Below are 17,684 nucleotides of genomic sequence, written 5' to 3' on the forward strand. Positions count from 1 at the left end.
GCGGCCCTGCCGGACGAACGCAACGCGCGGCCGCGCCATACCTCGCGAGGACGCTCGAAGACGACAGTGCCGACGGCGGGCCGGCGGTCGGCGACAGCCCTGGCCCGGGCGCCGCCTCCGGCACCGGATCGGGCACTGCCTCCGGCTCCCGCTCCACCGTTCCCTCCGGTCGGAGCGGCTCGGTGGATCCGGAGGTGCCACGCTCGGGCTCCGACTGTCCGTCCGGGCCGGTCTCCGCTCCGCACGCCGGTCGCGTCGGCGGTGAGGGATCGGCGCCGCATTCGATGGACGCGTCGAAGAGGTCGGAGTCGTTGGACGGATCCGCCGGGAGGAGCCGGCCGAGGCGGGTTCGGACGGCCTCGCCTGCCTGGCGCCGACGGGTCTGGGGTGTGGTGATGGTCCTCATGGCGAGGACAGTAGATCGATGCCGGCGGACCGTCGGAGAATTCGTCCGCCCCTGTGGACAACTCGGGCCTGTGGATAACTCCTGTCGCTCGGACGAGTGAATCCGGCCGAGTTCAGTGCGACGATGCGACGATCGGAGAAATCACCACGGCCAGCAGACCGGGGCCGACGTGCGCCCCGATGACCGCGCCGACCTCGCTGACGTAGAGCTCCTTCAGGCCCGGGATCCGCTCCCGCAGCCGTTCCGCCAGCGGTTCGGCCCGGTGCGTGGCGGCCAGGTGGTGGACGGTGACGTCGACCGGCTGCCGCCCGGCGTACTCGACGGCGATCTCTTCGAGCCGGGCGATCGCCCGGGAGGCCGTGCGGACCTTCTCCAGCGGTTCGATCCGGCCCCCGGCCAGGTGCAGCAGCGGCTTCACCGCCAGCGCGGAACCGACCAGTGCCTGGGCCGTTCCGATCCGGCCTCCGCGCCGCAGGTGCTCCAGGGTGTCGACGTAGAAGAAGCCCGCGGTACCGGCTGCCCGGTTCTCGGCCGCGGCGACCACCAGGTCGAGGTCCGCCTCGGTGGCGCCGGCGTCCACTCCACCCTCCCCCGCGGGGGCGGCGTCGGACTCCGATCCGGCGCGGGCCTCGTCCAGTGCCACGGCCGCTTCGGCCGCGGCCAGGACGCTGCTCCCCAGCGCCATGCCGACGAGCCGGCTGTCGACCACCCGGACCGGGATCGGCACGGCCGCGGACGCCAGCCGGGCGGCCTCCGCCGTACCGGAGAGCTCGGCCGACAGGTGGATCGAGACGATGCCGCGCGCACCGGCTTCCGCGGCCGCCCAGTAAGCGGCGGCGAAGGTCTCGGGGCTGGGACGGGAGGTCGTCACCCGCTGCTTGGAACGCAGCGCCTCGGCAACGTCCTTCGGGGAGATCTCGACGCCCTCCGCGAAGACCTCGTCACCCACCGCGACGCTGAGCGGTACCACCCGGATCCGGTGCCGGTCCACCGCCTCCTGGGGCAGATACGCGGTGGAATCCGTGACAAGTGCGAGGTGGCCGGGCATGAGCCGGAGGTTACCCGCCACCGGGCCGGGATGACAGCGGTCGTCATTCGATGGTTTGGCCCGGAATGGGCCGGGTAACTTCTCCGCACACGGAGAGCGACCGCACCATGACGCGGGGTCAGGAGCGGTTGGGGCCCGCCGGGTTCGGCTTGCGGAGGCGGTCGGCGAGGCGGGAGAGCGGCTCGGCGGCCAGCCCGAGCAGTTCCTCGGCACTGGTCGAACGGTTGGAGCCGAGTCCCTTGCGGCGGTCAGCGGACTCCTCGGCGGAGGCGGCCGCGGAGGCCGTACCGGAGGCGTCCGTCCCATCGGCGGCGGGGGCGGACGAGGTCCAGTGGCGCAGGGCGCCGGCCTCGTCCTGGCACTCCTTGCCGAGGCGGGCGAGTTCGTCGTCGGCGAAGCGGCGCATCCGGTCCTGGGCGGCCCAGCGCAGGGAGTCCGCGGAGTGGGTGATCCGCTCGGCGCGCTCACGCAGTTCGGGGAGCCTGGCGGCGACCCGGCCGTTCGTCGGCTCGCGCTCCATCATGCGGAGCTCGGCGTCGAGTTCCGCGGCGTGCGAGTCGAGGCGGGCCAGTAGTTGGAGCGCGTCGCCGAGTTGGCCGTCCTGCGGCAGGCCGCCCTGCAGCACCTGGCGGGTGGAGTCCAGCGCGGTGCGCAGGGACAGCCGGAGGCCGGCGATCCGGCCCTGCTCACCCGGCCTGGCGATGCTCTTCGCCTTCAGCGCCGCGTTCTCCATCGCCCGCTGGGCGTTGGCGCTGTGCCGGTCGACCTTGGCCGCCACCGCCCTCGCCGCCTTCACCGTCCCGACCACAGCCATCACCAGGAGGGTCACCCCGAAGAGCGCGACCAGAGCCACCACCACACCGAGCGCTTCCATCGGGAGCCCACCTTCCGCCCGTGACCGGCCCTGGACCGCCCGGTGCGGTCCGCTTGTCCGCCGGACTTCCACCGTAGCCCGGAGCGGCGGTCGACAGCAGGTCGCAGGCGCTCCTCACCCCCGAGATCAGGGACAGCTCAGGGATGTCCCCAAGCGATCGCCCCGGGATCCCGGAGCACACTCGCACGAAGAACGGAGCCACCTTGTCCGCTTCCCCCCACCGTCTCCCCCTTCCCCGTCTCCCCCGCTTCCCCCGGCTCGGCCGCCCCGCCGGGCCCGCCCGGCCCGTCCGGGCGCTCGGCACGCCGACCGATCCACCGGTCTGTCCGCCGGTCCGTCCGCGAACGGCGAAGGGCCGGCCGCCCCACCACGGGGACGACCGGCCCTGCCTGGCCGGCGACGTGCCGACCGGAGTTCCGTCAGCCGGTGACGATGTTCACCAGCTTCGGCGCGCGCGCGATGACCTTGCGCACCTGGGCGTCGCCGATGGCGGCGACCACGGCCGGGTCGGCCAGGGCCAGCGCCTCCAGGTCGGCGTCCGAGATGGACGGCGCGACCTCCAGGCGGGCCTTCACCTTCCCCTTGATCTGCACGACGCAGGTCACGGCCTCGTCGACCACGTACGCCGGGTCGGCCACCGGGTAGTCCGCGAAGGCCAGCGACTGCTCGTGGCCCAGGCGGCGCCACAGCTCCTCGGCGATGTGCGGGGCCAGCGGGGCGATCAGCAGGACGATCTGCTCGGCCACCGGCCGCGGCGTGGAGCCGCGCTTCACCAGGAAGTTGTTCAGCTCGATGGCCTTGGCCACGGCGGTGTTGAACCGCATGCCCGCCATGTCGCCGCGGATGCCGTCGATCGCCTTGTGCAGCGCGCGCAGCGTCGCCTCGTCCGGCTCCTCATCGGTGACCACCAGTTCGCCGGTGACCTCCGAGACGATGTTGCGCCACAGGCGCTGCAGGAAGCGGTAGGAGCCGACCACGGCGCGGGCGTCCCAGGGGCGGGAGACGTCCAGCGGGCCCATCGACATCTCGTACAGGCGCAGCGTGTCCGCGCCGTACTCGTCGGCGAACTCGTCCGGGGCGATCGCGTTCTTCAGCGACTTGCCCATCTTGCCCGCCTCGCGGCGGACCTTCTCGCCGTTCCAGAAGAACTCGTCACCGATCTCCTCGACCTCGGCGGCGGGCACCGGGAAGCCCCGGTCGTCGCGGAAGACGTCAGCGGTGATCATGCCCTGGTTGAACAGCTTGTGGAACGGCTCGACCGAGGAGACGTGGCCCAGGTCGTGCAGCACCTTGTGCCAGAAGCGGGCGTACAGCAGGTGCAGGACCGCGTGCTCGGCGCCGCCGACGTACAGGTCGACGCCGCCGGCCGGCTTCTCCGCCGTCGGGCCCATCCAGTAGGCCTCGTTGGCGGGGTCGACGACCGAGGTCGAGTTGACCGGGTCGATGTAGCGCAGCTCGTACCAGCACGAACCCGCCCAGTTGGGCATGGTGTTGGTCTCGCGGCGGTAGGTCTTCGGGCCGTCGCCCAGGTCCAGCTCGACGTTGACCCAGTCCTCGTTGCGGGACAGCGGGGTCTTCGGGGAGGAAGCGGCGTCGTCGGGGTCGTAGGTGTGCGGCAGGTAGTCCTCGACCTGGGGGACCTCGACCGGCAGCATCGACTCGGGCAGGGCGTGCATCGCGCCGCTCTCGTCGTAGACGATCGGGAAGGGCTCGCCCCAGTAGCGCTGGCGGCTGAACAGCCAGTCGCGCAGGCGGAAGTTGACGGTGCCCTCGCCGATGCCCTGCTCGGCCAGCCAAGCGGTGATCCGGGCCTTGGCGTCGACCACGGACAGGCCGTTCAGCGAGATGCCGTCGCGCTCGGAGTTGACCAGCACCGAGTCGTAGGTGTCGAAGGCGTCGTCCCAGGTGTGCGGGTCCTCGCCGCGGCCGTCGGTGGGCCGGACGACGCAGCGCATCGGCAGGTTGAACGCCTGCGCGAAGGCGAAGTCGCGGCTGTCGTGCGCCGGGACGGCCATGATCGCGCCGGTGCCGTAGCCCATCAGCACGTAGTCGGCGATGAACACCGGGATCTGCTCGCCGCTGACCGGGTTGGTCGCGTAGGCCCCGGTGAACACGCCGGTCTTGACCTTGGCGTCGGCCTGGCGCTCCACGTCGGACTTGGCGGCGGCGACCGCCCGGTACGTGGCCACGGCGGTGGCCGGGTCGGCGGCACCGCCGGTCCACTCCTCGCGGGTGCCGGCCGGCCACTCGGCCGGGACGACGGTGTCGACCAGGGCGTGCTCGGGCGCCAGGACCATGTAGGTGGCGCCGAACAGGGTGTCGGGGCGGGTGGTGAAGACGGTGACGGTGTCGGCGCCGACGGTGAAGTCGACCCGGGCGCCCTCGGAACGGCCGATCCAGTTGCGCTGCTGCAGCTTGATCGCCTCGGGCCAGTCCAGCAGGTCCAGGTCGCTGATCAGGCGGTCCGCGTAGGCGGTGATCCGCATCATCCACTGGCGCAGGTTGGACTTGAACACCGGGAAGTTGCCGCGCTCGGAGCGGCCGTCCGCGGTGACCTCCTCGTTGGCCAGCACGGTGCCCAGCCCGGGGCACCAGTTGACCGGCACCTCCTTGGAGTACGCCAGCCGGTATTCGCCCAGCACCTCGTCGCGCTCGACGCCGGACAGCTCGGCCCAGGCGCGACCGCCCGGGACCGCACGCTCACCGGACTCGAACTGGGCGATCAGTTCGGCGATCGGCCGGGCCTTGGCCGCGTCCTCGTCGTACCAGGAGTTGAAGATCTGCAGGAAGATCCACTGCGTCCAGCGGTAGTAGTCCGGGTCGATCGTGGAGATCGAGCGGCGCGAGTCGTGCCCCAGGCCCAGCCGGCGCAGCTGCTTGCGCATGTTGGCGATGTTGTCCTCGGTGGACACCCGCGGGTGGATGCCGTACTGGACGGCGTACTGCTCGGCGGGCAGGCCGAAGGCGTCGTAGCCCAGGGTGTGCAGCACGTTGTGGCCGGTCATCCGCTGGTAGCGGGCGTACACGTCGGTGGCGATGTAGCCCAGCGGGTGGCCCACGTGCAGGCCGGAGCCCGACGGGTACGGGAACATGTCCATGATGAAGCTGTGCGGCTTCGTCGCGACGGACGTCCCGTCGGCCAGCGGGCCGGTCGGGTTGGGGGCGTCGAACGTCCCCTCCTTCTCCCACAAGTCCTGCCAGCGGGACTCGATCTCGGCGGCCAGCGCGGCGCCGTAGCGGAAAGGCTCGGTGGCGGCTTCGGCCGCGCCGGATGCGGGGGTCGTCTCGCTCATGGTCCTTCAGGCTCCATCGTCATCAGTCAGCGAACAGGCCGTAGAAAGCAGAAAGCCCCTCCTCAGGAGGGGACGCCACGCCGACTCCGGCCCTCAAGCCGGTCCTGGTCAGCGCGGCCGGCTAAGAAGCAGGCGCACGGTTCGCATGGGCTCAGGGTACCGCACCCCCTCAACCCGCTTTCGCGTCACCACGTCAACCCCCGCCCGCACCCGCCCGACCACACCGCCACCAGCCACTCGCCCCACCGCCGCCCGCACCGCCCCGACCGCACCAGCCGCCCCAGTCGCCCCGCCCGACTCGCCCCGCCCGGCCACGGGCTACGTCTCCGCGCGCATCGCGGTGTCGAAGTCCCGCAGGGCCCGGGCCACCCGCGCCGACTGCATGCCGGCCGCGAGCAGCCGGGCCCGGTCGGCGGTGCGCTCGGCCTCGACCCGCTCGCCGGTGCGCCGGTAGGAGTCGGCGAGGCGCACCATCAACAGCGCCTTGGCCCTGGCCCGTTCCACCGAGAGGGCGTCGATCGAGGCGAGCAGCAGGCTGCGTGCCTGCGCGTGCTCGCCCAGCAGCAGGTACCCCTCGCCGACCATGCCCTCCAGGTCAGCCCGCTCCTGTGCGTGCCCCTCCACGCCCTCCAGCACCCGGAACGCCCGCTCCGCGACGGCCTCCGCACTGATCTGCTCCCCCTTGCGGCCGTGCGCCCGGGCGATCCGCCCCAGTTGCAGCGCCCGCTCACGCGGCGTCAGCACGGCGTCGGCGGCGCGCAGCGCGGTGGAGAGCATCGCCACCGGATCGAGCCCCCGCCCGCCGGAGTTGTACGTGGCCTGGACGGCGAGGCAGCCGACCACGCCGACGCCGAGCCGCGGGTCGCCCGAGACGTGCGCGGCCCGCAGCGCGGCGACGAAGGCGCGCTGCGCGGCGGCGTCGTTGCCCATGTCGTAGTTGGCCCAGCCGACCAGTCGGGCCAGCCGGCTGGCCGCGCCGTAGAGCTCGCGGCCGAGCGGCTCGTCGTACCGGCCGAGCTCCAACAGCTTGCCCACCATGGCGAGTTCCGCCTTGGCCAGGTCGAGGATCAGGCCGCCGCCGTAGGCGCGCTCCAGGCGCTGCTTGGACTCGTAGGACAGCCGGAGGTCGGCCAGTTGCTCGGGGGCGATCCGCAGCGCGCCCTCCCCGCCAGCGACCGGCGGGGGCGGGGAGGCCCAGTGCCGGGCGGCCTGCTCCAGTTCGTCGCCGCGGAACAGGTCGGTCAGGCGCACCGGGGCACCGTCGGCACCCGCCTCGCGGAGCGCGGTCTGTGCGGTGTCGGCGGTCCACGGGTCGGTCAGCAGCCGGGGCGAGAGCATCTTCGCGCCCCGGTGGGAGCCCATCTGCCCCCAGAGCTGCTCGTAGGTGACGGCGATGCCGACGCTGCGGCCCAGCACCTCGCAGACGGTCTGGTCGTGCGGCGAGCGCGGCACCATCCCCCGGTCGCGCCACTTGTACGGTGCGGTGGCGCTGATCGCCATGCCGGCCGGGAGCACCGCGTTCACCTCGCGGGCCAGCCGCTCCGGGCTCCAGCCGAGCTGGTGGAGTATCCGGGCGAGTTCGTCGTTCCGTTTTCGCACCAGGTCGGCCATGTCACGACCGTAGCGGCCCCGTCCCCCGCTCGGCAGGGAAGTCCGGTGAACGGCCGGAGGCCGCCCCTAGTGGGACGGCCTCCGGACTGCTGTGGAGCTAAGGAGAATCGAACTCCTGACCTATTGCATGCCATGCAATCGCTCTACCAACTGAGCTATAGCCCCATGCTTTCACCGCTGCCACCTGCGGTTTCCCTCGGCGACATCGACAACTGTACACGGTCGGCGCCCCCGGCCCTAATCCGTTCCGGAGCCCCACGATGATCCCCGCGGCCCCCCTCGCAGCACCCCCCACGGCACCTCTCGCGGCACTCCTCACGGTGCTTCTCGCAGCGTCCCTCACAGTGGCCCTCGCGGCGGTCCGCCCTGCGCCCCCGGGTCCGCCCTGTGCCCCCGGCCGACCCGGCGCCCGCGCCCATCCGCAACAACACCGAAGGCCGCCACCCTCTTCGGATGACGGCCTCACGGAACTGCTGTGGAGCTAAGGAGAATCGAACTCCTGACCTATTGCATGCCATGCAATCGCTCTACCAACTGAGCTATAGCCCCGCGACACTGACGACCACTCACGGACCACCGGTGCGGAGTGGAGCTAAGGAGAATCGAACTCCTGACCTATTGCATGCCATGCAATCGCTCTACCAACTGAGCTATAGCCCCGCAGTTCCGCGACTCCCGCCCCCGGTTTCCCGTCTGCGTTCCTCACTGCGAACGAGGAAGACTCTAGCTGGTCAGAGCCGGAACTGTGAAATCCGGGTCGGTCGGCCGCCGGGCGCCGCCTCAGGTCTCGTCGCCGATGACCGGCTGCGGCAGCGTGCCCGCGTTGTGCTCCAGCAGTCGCCAACCGCGCGAGTCCTGGCCGAGGACGGACCAGCAGCAGTTGGAGAGACCGCCGAAGCGCTCCCACATCTGCGGCTCCAGGCCCAGCATCCGGCCGATCATGGTGCGGATGGTGCCGCCGTGGCTGACCACCACCAGGGTGCCGTTCTCCGGCAGCTTGCCCACCGCGTCCAGCACCACCGGGACGGCCCGGTCGGCCACCTCGGTGGCCAGCTCGCCGCCGCCGCGCCGCACCTGCTCGCCGTTCGCCCACGCCTCGTACTGCTCCGGGTAGCGGGCCCGGATCTCGGCGTTGGTGAGCCCCTGCCACTCCCCCGCATAGGTCTCCCGCAGACCCTCGTGGTGGTGCACTTCGAGGCCGGTGAGGGCGGCGAGCTCGGCGGCGGTGCGCCGGGCCCGCTGCAGGTCGGAGGAGATCAACAGGTCGGGCCGGAGCCCGGCGAGCAGTCGGGCCGCCCGCTGGGCCTGGAAGACGCCCTGGTCGGTGAGCTCGATGTCCGTGGTCCCCTGGAACCGGGATTCGAGGTTCCAGGAGGTCTGGCCGTGCCGCCAGAGGACGATGCGCGGCCAGGCCCCGGCCCGGCTCAGAGGTCGCCCCCGGAGACGGCGTTGCCGGCGGCGTCGGTGACGGCGTTCTCCGGCCGGTTCCGGGTCGCCAGGGCGTCCTCGGGCAGCGGCAGCTCGGGGCAGTCCTTCCACAGGCGGTCGAGCGAGTAGAAGGAGCGCTCCTCGGAGTGCTGGACGTGCACCACGATGTCCAGGTAGTCGAGCAGGATCCAGCGGCCCTCGCGCTCGCCCTCGCGGCGCACCGGCTTGACGTCGAGCTTCTCGCGCAGTTGGTCCTCGATCTCCTCGGCGATCGCCCGCACCTGGCGGTCGTTGGCTGCGGAGGCGATCAGGAAGGCGTCAGTGATCGACAGCACCTCGCTGACGTCGAAGGCGATGATGTCGTGCGCCAGCTTGTCGGCCGCCGCCTGCGCGGCGACGGTGATCAGTTCCTGGCTTCGGTCGGTGACGGTCACGATGCTCTTCCGGATCGGCTGTGGGGATACTCCCCCAGGATCTCACGAACGCGGCGGGACCCCCGAGCGTTTTCCGCCCGGGGCCCCGACCGCGCTTCCGCGGTGTCCCGCGGGGCCTCCCCCTCCGGGATCCCCGCCGGGATCCCCTCCGGTTCTCCCCGCCGGTTCTCCCTACTGGTTCTTCTGCGTCGCCGGCGGCTGGTAGTCCTTGCCGATCACCAGCACCAGGTCCGCGTTCTGCTCGTCGGTGACCTTCTTCACCGCCGAGTCCGGCAGGTTCATGCTGGTGGCCAGGGTGAGGGCCGCCGGCTGCTTGGCGTCGTCGGTGTAGCGGATCTCGGAGGTCGCCTGTTCGGACGCCTTGGCGCTGGAGGGCAGCGGGTCCATGCCCGCGTTGATGACCATGACCTTTGCGGCTTCCGCCGAGAGGTCGTTGCCGGAGGCGTTGACCAGGGTGACCCGGGTGGAGCCGCCGGTGCCCTTGACCTTGCCGATGGTGCCGCCGAGGATCTCCTTCACCTGCTTGCCCGCGACGGCGTCGTCCAGGGTGCCGTCGGCCTTCGCGGTGAGCGTGACGGTGGACAGGTGCCCCGCCTTCCCCTGCTTGGCCAGGTTGACCAGCACACCGGCCAGCGCGTTCTCCGGGAGCGACGGGTCCGGAACCGAGTTCATCCGGTGCACGTCGTCGGTGGCGTCCGACATGGTGGTCGGCATGGTGCCGATCACCGCGGCCATCACCTGCCCGAAGCGGGCGAGCTGGGCGTCCCGGCTCTCCCCCGGCGCCTGGAGGGTCGCGTAGGCGACGGCGGCGCGCCCGTTCAGCAGGACGTCCTTGCCCGCCTTGGCGAGCACCTTGCCGTCCGCCTTGTTGTCCTCGCGCACCTCGGCGTTGGTGTCCACCTTGATGCCGCCGAGCTGGGAGACCAGCAGCAGCAGGTAGGGGGTGTCCAGTCGCCAGGTGCCGGCCACCTTGGCGCCGAGCACCGCGGAGAGGCCGTCACGGGTGGCGGAGGCGCCGATCTCGTCCAGGGACTTGCCGACCGTGGTGGTCGCGGAGTCGCCGTTGCTGGGCAGCTGCAGGGTGTCCGGCAGCAGCAGCACGGTCGCCTTCTTCCCGCCCTCGTCGTCGACCAGCAGCGCGGTGGTGACCTTGCCCTGCGGGTCGCGCAAGTGCACCACGTTGACGTACCGGCCGCCGACCGCCGCGTCGGCGTCGCCGCTGCCGCCGAGCTTCCCGCTCCACCACAGGTAGCCGACGCCGCCGGCCGCCAGCACCGCCACCGCCACCAGCAGCGAGAGCAGCCGGTTGCGCAGCCGCCGCCGGCGCTCGGCCCGCACCTCGCTGCGCGAATCGGCGAACTTCAGCCAGTCGATCGCGTCCTCGGACTCCTCCGTCTGCTCGTCGACGAAGTCGAACTCGGACGTGGTGTACGAGTCACCGCCCTTGCCCTTCGCGCGGGCCGCCGCCGCTGCCGCCGCCCGCCCGCCGACCAGCTCGGACGGCTCCTCCGCCGGCACGTTCGCCGCACCGGCCGGCGGAGCAGCACCGGCCGAACGCGCCCGCCGCCCCGCCCCCGTGGCCCCGGACGCGCCCGCCGCACCCGCCACCCCGGACGCACCGCCCGCGGCGGCGGCCCCGCCCACCGGGCTCACCGGAGGCGCCGAACGCCCCGCCGCCCGACCGGAAGCCTGTCCGGGAACCTGTCCGGGAGCCGTCACCGGGAACTGCGCACCCTGCTGGTACGGCGCCTGCTCCGGCTGCCGCTGCCCGTAGTAGGGGTCGTAGGACTGCTGCCCGTACCCGTCCCCGCCCTGCTGCCCGTCGAACTGTCCCCCGTGGCTGCGCTGTTCGAACCCCTGCGGCTCGTACCCGCCCTGCCCGTAACCGGGCGCCTCGTACCCGGAAGGCTCGTAGCCCGCCTGCTCGTACCCGCCCTGCCGGTGGCCGCCCTGTCCGTAGCCCTGCGCCGGGTACCCGGGTGCGGGGGCCTGCTGCCCGCCGCCGTAGGGGTCCTGCGGGTACGCCCCGGACGACTGCTGGTGCTGCTGGTACTGCTGCTGGTACTGGGGGGCGCCGTACTGGTCGTACCGACCGCCCTGCTCGTGCGGGCCGGACTGCTGCTCGTACCCCTGCTGCCCTTCGTAGCCCTGCCCCTCGTACCCCTGCTGCTCGTACCCCTGCTGCTCGTACCCGGAGCCCTCGTACCCCTGCTGCTGCGCGTAGTAGTCGGGCTGCTGCTGCGGGTGCTCCGGGCGGGGCGGGCGGGAGTGGGACTGGGGCTGCTGCTGGCCGAACCAGTTCTGGTCGTCGGACGTTCCGGTCACGTCGTCCCTCCTGGGGGCATCAAGGCCGGGCCGACGCGTACAGCGCCCGCTTGTGGATGTATCGGACCACGCCGTCCGGCACCAGGTACCAGATGGGTTCGCCCTTGGCGACGCGCACCCGGCAGTCGGTGGAGGAGATGGCGAGCGCGGGCACCTCGACCAGCGAGACGCCGCCGACCGGCAGGCCGGTGTCGGAGAGAGTATGGCCCGGCCTGGTGCAGCCGATGAAGTGCGCGAGGTCGAAGAGCTCCTCGGAGGAGCGCCAGGAGATGATCTGCGCGAGGGCGTCGGCGCCGGTGATGAAGAAGAGTTCGGCGTCGGGGTGCAGGCTGCTCAGCTCGCGCAGGGTGTCCACGGTGTAGGTGGGGCCCTCGCGGTCGATGTCGATCCGGCTGACCGAGAACTGGGGGTTCTCGGCGGTCGCGATCACCGTCATCAGGTAGCGGTCCTCGGCCGGCGAGACCTGCCGCTCGGACTTCTGCCAGGGCTGCCCGGTGGGGACGAAGATCACCTCGTCCAGCTGGAAGGCGCTCGCCACCTCGCTCGCGGCGACCAGGTGGCCGTGGTGGATGGGGTCGAAGGTGCCGCCCATCACGCCCAGCCGTCGCCTGCGCGGACCGCCGTCCGGTACCGGGGTGCCCGGCGCGGAGGTGCCCGGCGCCACGTTCGTCCCGGAGGTCTCGACCTGCTCTCTCATGGCGCCACACCTTACGCGACGCGAATGTCCCGGGGGTTCCGCCGGTCAGCGGTCCCCGGGCGCACCGCACGCCCGCCGCGCGCCCGCCACCCCGGGAGGCCGCGGGGGCGCGGCCGGCGGGGCGGCGGCGCGGCCGGTCAGCGGTCGCGGTTGAAGCGGGTGGTGATGAACAGCAGGAGCAGCAGGATGAACAGCGCCGCGCCGCCCGTCAGCAGGGGGTTGAGGCTGTCGTGGTTACCGCCCTCCTCGGCGAGGCGGGCGATGGCGGGCAGGGCAGCAGAGCTCATGATCGGCGGGACCTTCTCGGCTCGGTGTGAGGACCAGGCGGTCACGGACCGTACGGCCCGCGCGCTCATCGTACGGGGGCCCGACGCGCAACCGCGCGGCGGCCCACCGCGTCTGACCGCCCGTGAGCCGTCCTCCGCCCGCCGACCCCGGCCGAGCACCGGTCGAACGCCGACCGAGCACCGACCGAGCACCGACCGAGCACCGACCGAGCACCGGCCGAACGCAGGACCGGCCCCGGGAAGGACCCGGTTCAGCCCAGGTCGTCGGCGGTCCGCCCGGCCGCGCCGGACGGCTCGGCCTCGCGGGCGGCCGCGCGGGCCGCGTCGCGCTTGGCGCCGTCGCGGCCGGCCCGGGCCAGCGCCCACACCATCAGGCCGACTCCGACGAAGGAGGCGATCAGGATGATCCGCAGGAACAGACCGGGGCCGTTCTCGCTGGAGATCGGTCCGGCGAGCTGGACCAGGGCGGCAGTGGACATCGGAGCTCCTTGTTCGGTACGGCAGAGCCAGGGTAGTCCCGCTTACCGCCGCCCCCGCCCCGGCACCCCCGACACCCGCGGGGTCCGCCCGCCCCGTCCGGGCCGTCCGGGGGCGTCCCCGGTCTCCCGGGGCGCGGGGCGGACGGCGTAGCGTGACCGCGGGGACGAGTACGGACACACCGACGTTGAAGTGGAAAGCAGCGGGGGCCGGCCAGGGGGCCGGTGCCGGCGTCGATCCAGGAGAGGTACTCAATGACCGACATGACCAAGGGTTCTGCGCCGAGCCGCCGCCGCCAGCGCTTCCCGGAGATCTCCACCCGGGCCTGGGAGCACCCGGCGGACCGCTCCGGCCTGGTCGCGCTGCGCAAGCTCAGCGGCTTCGACGACGTCCTGAAGAAGCTGGCCGGCCTGGTGTCGGAGCGCAGCGTCCGCCTGATGTTCCTGGCCACCGCGGTCAAGACGTCGGAGCGTCAGTTCCCGGAGCTGTACGACATGGTGCGCGACGCCGCGTACCTCCTGGACCTGGACAAGGTCCCGGACCTGTACGTCTCCCAGGACCCGAAGGTCAACGCGTACTGCATCGGCATGGACACCCCGGTGATCGTGGTCACCACCGGCCTGGTCGAGCTGATGGACGAGGAGGAGCTGCGCGCGGTGATCGGCCACGAGGTCGGTCACGCGATGTCGGGGCACGCGGTCTACCAGACCATGCTGCTGATCCTCACCAACCTGGCGACCCGGATCGCCTGGATACCGCTGGGCAACCTGGCGATCATGGCGCTGATCACCGCGCTCAAGGAGTGGTTCCGCAAGGCGGAGCTGTCCAGCGACCGGGCCGGTCTGCTGGCGGGGCAGGACCTGCAGGCGTCGATGCGGTCGCTGATGAAGCTGGCCGGCGGCGCGCACATGGCCGAGATGAACGTGGACGCGTTCCTGGAGCAGGCCGCCGAGTACGACAAGGCGGGCGACCTGCGCGACAGCGTGCTGAAGCTGCTCCAGGTGCTGCCGCAGTCGCACCCGTTCGCGGTGGTGCGGGTGGCCCAGCTGAAGAAGTGGGCGGAGAGCGAGGAGTACCGCTCGATCATGGCCGGGGCGTACCCGCGCCGCGGCGACGACCCGGACGTCTCGGTCGGCGCGCAGTGGAAGGCCGCCGCCGAGTCGTACTCGCAGTCGGTGAAGGACAGCAAGGACCCGCTGATGGGCCTGCTCCGCGACCTGGGCAACGGCGTCGGCACGGTCGGCGGCAAGCTCCGCGACACCTTCGCGGGCGCCGGCCGCAGCAACGGCGGCAACAACGGCAACGGCGGCGACAAGGAGGACGGCGACTCCCGGGACTGACCCTTCGGCCCCGGGCCGGCCCGGACGGGTTTCAGCCGGTGATCGGCCCGAGCACCCCGCAGGACTGCCAGGCCGGCCGGCCGTGGTCGGCCGGGGTCACGGCGGGCGGGACGCTCGCGCGGACGCCCGCCGTGGTGGCCAGCACCGGCTGCAGGTAGTCGCTCTGCCCGGCCGAACAGGAACTCGGTCCGGCCTGCACCGCCGCGTCGACCACCCGCAGCCGTCCGGTGTCGAGGTCGGCGCGGTCGACGTCGATGCGCACCGCCCGGCGCACCGCGTACAGGGTGACCGACGGGTCGCTGGTCGTGCCGGCCGGGCGCAGCGCGTACACCAGGGTGTGGTCGGTGGTGACCTCCAGGGTGTCGGCGTTGAGCTCGCCGACGTGCACGCTTCCGGTGGTCCTGACGGTGTCGGTGGCCAGGGCGATCCGCCCGGGGTCGAAGCGCACCATCCAGCCGGTGGCGGCGTGGTGCTGGTCGTCGCGGGGCGAGTTGGTGCTGTCGTCGTACTGGGAGAGTTCGCCGGCCGTGATCAGGGCCCGGACCTGCGCGGTCTGGTTGGCGGTGAGGGTGGCCGGGGTCAGCTCGGAGACCACCAGGTACTGCTGGACGGAGTCCAGGGCCCGCTGCACCTGGGAGCCGGTGAAGTGCGCGGTGGCGGTGGCGGCCGGCATCCCGAACCCGGCCTGGCCGTCGGCGTACCCGGCGGGCAGCCCGGCGAACGGGTCGGCGCGGTCGGCGGCCGCGGTGACCGCCCCGGGCGGGGCGAGCGGGGTGAGGCTGACGGTCAGCTGGGTGCCGCTGGGCGGGGCGGTCTCGCCGCGCGGGGAGCTGATCCCGAAGTAGACGGCGGCGGCGAACGCCATCGCGACCACCAGCAGCAGGACGATCGCCTGCCGGGGCACCGACAGCCAGCCCCAGCCGCGCGGCCGGGTGGCCCGGCCGAGGGCGCCCGCCAGCCGCTCCTGCGCGGACAGCTCCTGGATCCGGGCAGCCCGGACGAACGATTCGTCGAAGACGACGGACCGGAACTCGTCATCGTTGGAACCACCCTCGGGCGTGCCCCCAGGAGGCTCGCGCGGGTCACCCATGACACCAGGGTAGACTCGCGGGCCGCCCGCGACGAGGGCGCGCGGGTAACGAGCGCGCGACGGCGAGTGACACCAGCCCCACGCCCACTCGCCACCCGCCCGGGGCCGGCTCGGCACCCGTCCGACGCCCGCCCGAGGCCGGCCCGCTGCCCACCCGGAGGGGTCTCGGCCGAGGGTGTCAGCCGACGGGCGCGGCGGCCACCGCGGACGGCTGCACCGGCACCGCGGCCGGGCTCCCGCCGACGGGGTCCCCGCTCCGACCGCCGACGTTCTGGCCGCCGCCGTTCTGGCTGCTGCCGCTGCTCGGCCGGGCCGGCGACTGCGGCGCGGCCCCGCCGACGCCCCGGTACACCGCGGCGACCGACAGCGCGACCAGGCCGACGCCCATCACCAGCGCCAGCACCCAGGCCACCGGCCGGTGCCAGCGCTGCTGGGCGACCGTGCCGCCGCGCAGCGGGTCGAAGGCGCGGAGCCGGGAGCGGCGGGTGCGCCGCTCCTGCCGGTCGCCGCCGGACCACGGGTCGGGGTAGAAGCGGTCCTCGTCCAGTCCACCGGGCAGCGGGCGCAGCTCCAGCGGCAGCGCCTCGGCGCCGCCGAGGTGCTCCGCGTGCTCCGGGTGCTCGGTGAACTCGTAGCTCCGGGCCGCCCCCGCCTGTTCCGGCTCCAGCCGGGCCTCGGCGGCGGCGAGTTGCCGCTCCCGGGCGCTCGGCTCGTGCACGGCGGCGGAGCGGACGAAGCTCTCGTCGAAGACCACGGTGGCGAACTCGTCGTCCGCACCACCGTGGTCGGCGCCGTCGGAGTACGGCGAGCCCCCCACATCCTCAGCCACGGATTCAATGTATTACCGGCCGGGGCGTTTGTCTGTGGGTCTCGCCGATCGGGTCCGGACGGACTACGGCATTCGGCCGCGTGAGCCCCACCGGCCCCACGAGCTGCACGGACCCGCGGAGCCCGCGGGGACGCCCCCGGGCGAGCGCGCGGTCAGCCGCCGACGGTCTGCCGGGCCTCGCCGCGCACGTGCCCGTCGCCGGTGACGATGTACTTGGTGCTGGTCAGCTCCGGCAGGCCCATCGGGCCGCGGGCGTGCAGCTTCTGGGTGGAGATGCCGATCTCCGCGCCGAAGCCGAACTCGCCGCCGTCGGTGAACCGGGTGGAGGCGTTGACGGCCACCGTGGTGGAGTCGACGAGCTGGGTGAAGCGGCGGGCGGCGGGCTGCGAGCCGGTGACGATCGCCTCGGTGTGGCCCGAGGAGTATCGGCGGATGTGCTCCACCGCGGCCTCCAGCGAGGGCACCACCGCGGCCGCCAGGTCCAGCGACAGGTACTCGGTCTCCCAGTCCTCCTCGGTCGCCGGGACGGCCGTCACTCCGGTGCCCTCGGCGGCCTTGAGCACCGCGTCGTCGCCGTGCACGGTGACCCCGGCCCCGGCCAGCGCGGCCAGCGCGAGCGGCAGGAAGGCGTCCGCGACGTCCTGGTGGACCAGCAGCGTCTCGGCGGAGTTGCAGACGCTGACCCGCTGCGCCTTGGAGTTGAGCAGCACGCCGACGGCCATCGCCAGGTCGGCCTGCGCGTCCACGTACACGTGGCAGTTGCCGGTGCCGGTCTCGATCACCGGGACGGTCGAGCCCTCGACCACGGTGCGGATCAGCGAGGCGCCGCCGCGCGGGATCAGCACGTCGACCAGGCCGCGCGCGCGCATCAGCTCCTGCACCGACTCGCGGCTCTCGCCCGGCACCAGCTGGATCACGTCGGCCGGCAGGCCCGCGCCGACCACCGCCGCGCGCAGCACCTCCACCAGCGCGGTGTTGGAGCGGTACGCGGAGGCCGAGCCGCGCAGCAGCACCGCGTTGCCGGACTTCAGGCACAGGGCGGCGGCGTCCACCGTGACGTTCGGCCGGGCCTCGTAGATGATGCCGACCACGCCCAGCGGGACCCGGACCTGGCGCACGTCGAGACCGTTGGGCAGGGTGTAGCCGCGGACCACCTCGCCCACCGGGTCGGGCAGGCCGACCACGCTGCGGACGTCGGCGGCGATCGCGGCGATCCGCTCCGCGTTCAGCGTCAGCCGGTCGATCACCGACTCGGCGGTGCCCGCGGCGCGGGCCCGCTCGACGTCCTCCGCGTTGGCGGCGGTGATCTCGGCGGCCCGCTCGACCAGCGCGTCCGCGATCGCCAGCAGCGCGGCGTCCTTCACCGAGCGCGGCACTGGGGCCAGGGCGGCGGCCGCCTCCCGGGCACGGCGCGCGGCGGCGAGGACGGGACTGTCGGCGGTGGCGGTGAGAGCGCTCATGCCGCCAAGCCTAGCGAGCCGACGCCCCCGCCCCGCCGCACATTTCGCCCGCTGAGACGTCCACCCCGGAACCCCCGGAGCCCCC

14 protein-coding genes and 3 tRNA genes are annotated in these 17,684 nt (G+C 73.0%); 1 reads left to right on the forward strand and 16 read right to left on the reverse strand.

The annotated features are described in order from the left end of the window. Window positions 1-518 precede the first annotated feature (518 nt). The 13 genes from ABD345_RS02665 to ABD345_RS02725 form a co-directional block, all read right to left on the reverse strand. Window positions 519-1,454: a DegV family protein gene (locus tag ABD345_RS02665; RefSeq protein ID WP_344550036.1), complete on the reverse strand. Its 936-nt coding sequence runs from the start codon at window positions 1,452-1,454 to the stop codon at window positions 519-521. A 118-nt stretch (window positions 1,455-1,572) separates the two neighbouring features. Further along, a complete protein-coding gene (locus tag ABD345_RS02670) occupies window positions 1,573-2,328 on the reverse strand; it encodes a hypothetical protein (protein WP_344550037.1) in 756 nt (251 codons plus the stop codon). A gap of 419 nt (window positions 2,329-2,747) precedes the next feature. Beyond that, window positions 2,748-5,621 carry a leucine--tRNA ligase gene (gene leuS / locus ABD345_RS02675; protein ID WP_344550038.1) on the reverse strand — a complete coding sequence of 958 codons (2,874 nt, stop codon included), beginning with the start codon at window positions 5,619-5,621 and terminating at the stop codon, window positions 2,748-2,750. 318 nt (window positions 5,622-5,939) lie between these two features. Then, window positions 5,940-7,232 (reverse strand): NsdA family TPR-like regulatory protein, encoded by a 1,293-nt coding sequence (locus ABD345_RS02680; protein ID WP_344550039.1) that lies wholly within the window; start codon window positions 7,230-7,232, stop codon window positions 5,940-5,942. A 92-nt stretch (window positions 7,233-7,324) separates the two neighbouring features. Further along, window positions 7,325-7,397, reverse strand: a tRNA-Ala gene (locus tag ABD345_RS02685). Window positions 7,398-7,708: 311 nt separating this feature from the next. After that, window positions 7,709-7,781, reverse strand: a tRNA-Ala gene (locus tag ABD345_RS02690). Between the two features lie 38 nt (window positions 7,782-7,819). Next, window positions 7,820-7,892 (reverse strand) — tRNA-Ala (locus ABD345_RS02695). Between the two features lie 120 nt (window positions 7,893-8,012). Then, on the reverse strand, window positions 8,013-8,660 hold the full coding sequence (locus tag ABD345_RS02700; RefSeq protein WP_344550111.1) for a histidine phosphatase family protein: 648 nt from the start codon (window positions 8,658-8,660) through the stop codon (window positions 8,013-8,015). Beyond that, window positions 8,657-9,094 carry a ribosome silencing factor gene (gene rsfS, locus ABD345_RS02705; RefSeq protein WP_030458222.1) on the reverse strand — a complete coding sequence of 146 codons (438 nt, stop codon included), beginning with the start codon at window positions 9,092-9,094 and terminating at the stop codon, window positions 8,657-8,659. The genes ABD345_RS02700 and rsfS overlap by 4 nt, the downstream gene beginning before the upstream one ends. Window positions 9,095-9,265: 171 nt before the next feature. Further along, window positions 9,266-11,419 carry a LytR C-terminal domain-containing protein gene (locus ABD345_RS02710; protein ID WP_344550040.1) on the reverse strand — a complete coding sequence of 718 codons (2,154 nt, stop codon included), beginning with the start codon at window positions 11,417-11,419 and terminating at the stop codon, window positions 9,266-9,268. A 19-nt stretch (window positions 11,420-11,438) separates the two neighbouring features. Continuing rightward, complete coding sequence (nadD, locus tag ABD345_RS02715) at window positions 11,439-12,116, reverse strand: nicotinate-nucleotide adenylyltransferase (RefSeq protein ID WP_344550041.1); 678 nt, start codon at window positions 12,114-12,116, stop codon at window positions 11,439-11,441. 137 nt (window positions 12,117-12,253) lie between these two features. Beyond that, window positions 12,254-12,403 (reverse strand): hypothetical protein, encoded by a 150-nt coding sequence (locus ABD345_RS02720; RefSeq protein ID WP_344550042.1) that lies wholly within the window; start codon window positions 12,401-12,403, stop codon window positions 12,254-12,256. 251 nt (window positions 12,404-12,654) lie between these two features. Next, window positions 12,655-12,882 (reverse strand): hypothetical protein, encoded by a 228-nt coding sequence (locus ABD345_RS02725; RefSeq protein WP_344550043.1) that lies wholly within the window; start codon window positions 12,880-12,882, stop codon window positions 12,655-12,657. A gap of 252 nt (window positions 12,883-13,134) precedes the next feature. On the opposite strand from ABD345_RS02725, the gene ABD345_RS02730 reads away from it, so the two are divergent. Continuing rightward, complete coding sequence (locus ABD345_RS02730) at window positions 13,135-14,220, forward strand: M48 family metallopeptidase (RefSeq protein ID WP_344550044.1); 1,086 nt, start codon at window positions 13,135-13,137, stop codon at window positions 14,218-14,220. Window positions 14,221-14,251: 31 nt separating this feature from the next. Here the strand turns inward: ABD345_RS02730 and ABD345_RS02735 are convergent, their stop codons facing one another. The 3 genes from ABD345_RS02735 to ABD345_RS02745 all read right to left on the reverse strand — a co-directional run bounded on the left by ABD345_RS02735 (window position 14,252) and on the right by ABD345_RS02745 (window position 17,599). Continuing rightward, complete coding sequence (locus ABD345_RS02735) at window positions 14,252-15,310, reverse strand: SCO2583 family membrane protein (RefSeq protein WP_344550045.1); 1,059 nt, start codon at window positions 15,308-15,310, stop codon at window positions 14,252-14,254. Window positions 15,311-15,488: 178 nt separating this feature from the next. After that, window positions 15,489-16,139 (reverse strand): SCO2584 family spore wall biosynthesis protein, encoded by a 651-nt coding sequence (locus tag ABD345_RS02740; RefSeq protein ID WP_344550046.1) that lies wholly within the window; start codon window positions 16,137-16,139, stop codon window positions 15,489-15,491. Window positions 16,140-16,291: 152 nt separating this feature from the next. Beyond that, window positions 16,292-17,599 (reverse strand): glutamate-5-semialdehyde dehydrogenase, encoded by a 1,308-nt coding sequence (locus ABD345_RS02745; protein WP_344550047.1) that lies wholly within the window; start codon window positions 17,597-17,599, stop codon window positions 16,292-16,294. Between the last annotated feature and the right edge of the window lie 85 nt (window positions 17,600-17,684).

The sequence above is a fragment of the Kitasatospora saccharophila genome (genome assembly GCF_039529925.1).
Taxonomy (GTDB): Bacteria; Actinomycetota; Actinomycetes; order Streptomycetales; family Streptomycetaceae; genus Kitasatospora; species Kitasatospora saccharophila.

Coding starts and splice junctions, on each gene's coding strand:
- ABD345_RS02730 (WP_344550044.1), top strand. CDS start 13,135: ATGACCGACATGACCAAGGGTTCTGCGCCGAGCCGCCGCCGCCAGCGC.
- ABD345_RS02745 (WP_344550047.1), bottom strand. CDS start 17,599: ATGAGCGCTCTCACCGCCACCGCCGACAGTCCCGTCCTCGCCGCCGCG.
- ABD345_RS02665 (WP_344550036.1), bottom strand. CDS start 1,454: ATGCCCGGCCACCTCGCACTTGTCACGGATTCCACCGCGTATCTGCCC.
- ABD345_RS02720 (WP_344550042.1), bottom strand. CDS start 12,403: ATGAGCTCTGCTGCCCTGCCCGCCATCGCCCGCCTCGCCGAGGAGGGC.
- ABD345_RS02725 (WP_344550043.1), bottom strand. CDS start 12,882: ATGTCCACTGCCGCCCTGGTCCAGCTCGCCGGACCGATCTCCAGCGAG.
- ABD345_RS02670 (WP_344550037.1), bottom strand. CDS start 2,328: ATGGAAGCGCTCGGTGTGGTGGTGGCTCTGGTCGCGCTCTTCGGGGTG.
- ABD345_RS02680 (WP_344550039.1), bottom strand. CDS start 7,232: ATGGCCGACCTGGTGCGAAAACGGAACGACGAACTCGCCCGGATACTC.
- leuS (WP_344550038.1), bottom strand. CDS start 5,621: ATGAGCGAGACGACCCCCGCATCCGGCGCGGCCGAAGCCGCCACCGAG.
- ABD345_RS02735 (WP_344550045.1), bottom strand. CDS start 15,310: ATGGGTGACCCGCGCGAGCCTCCTGGGGGCACGCCCGAGGGTGGTTCC.
- nadD (WP_344550041.1), bottom strand. CDS start 12,116: ATGAGAGAGCAGGTCGAGACCTCCGGGACGAACGTGGCGCCGGGCACC.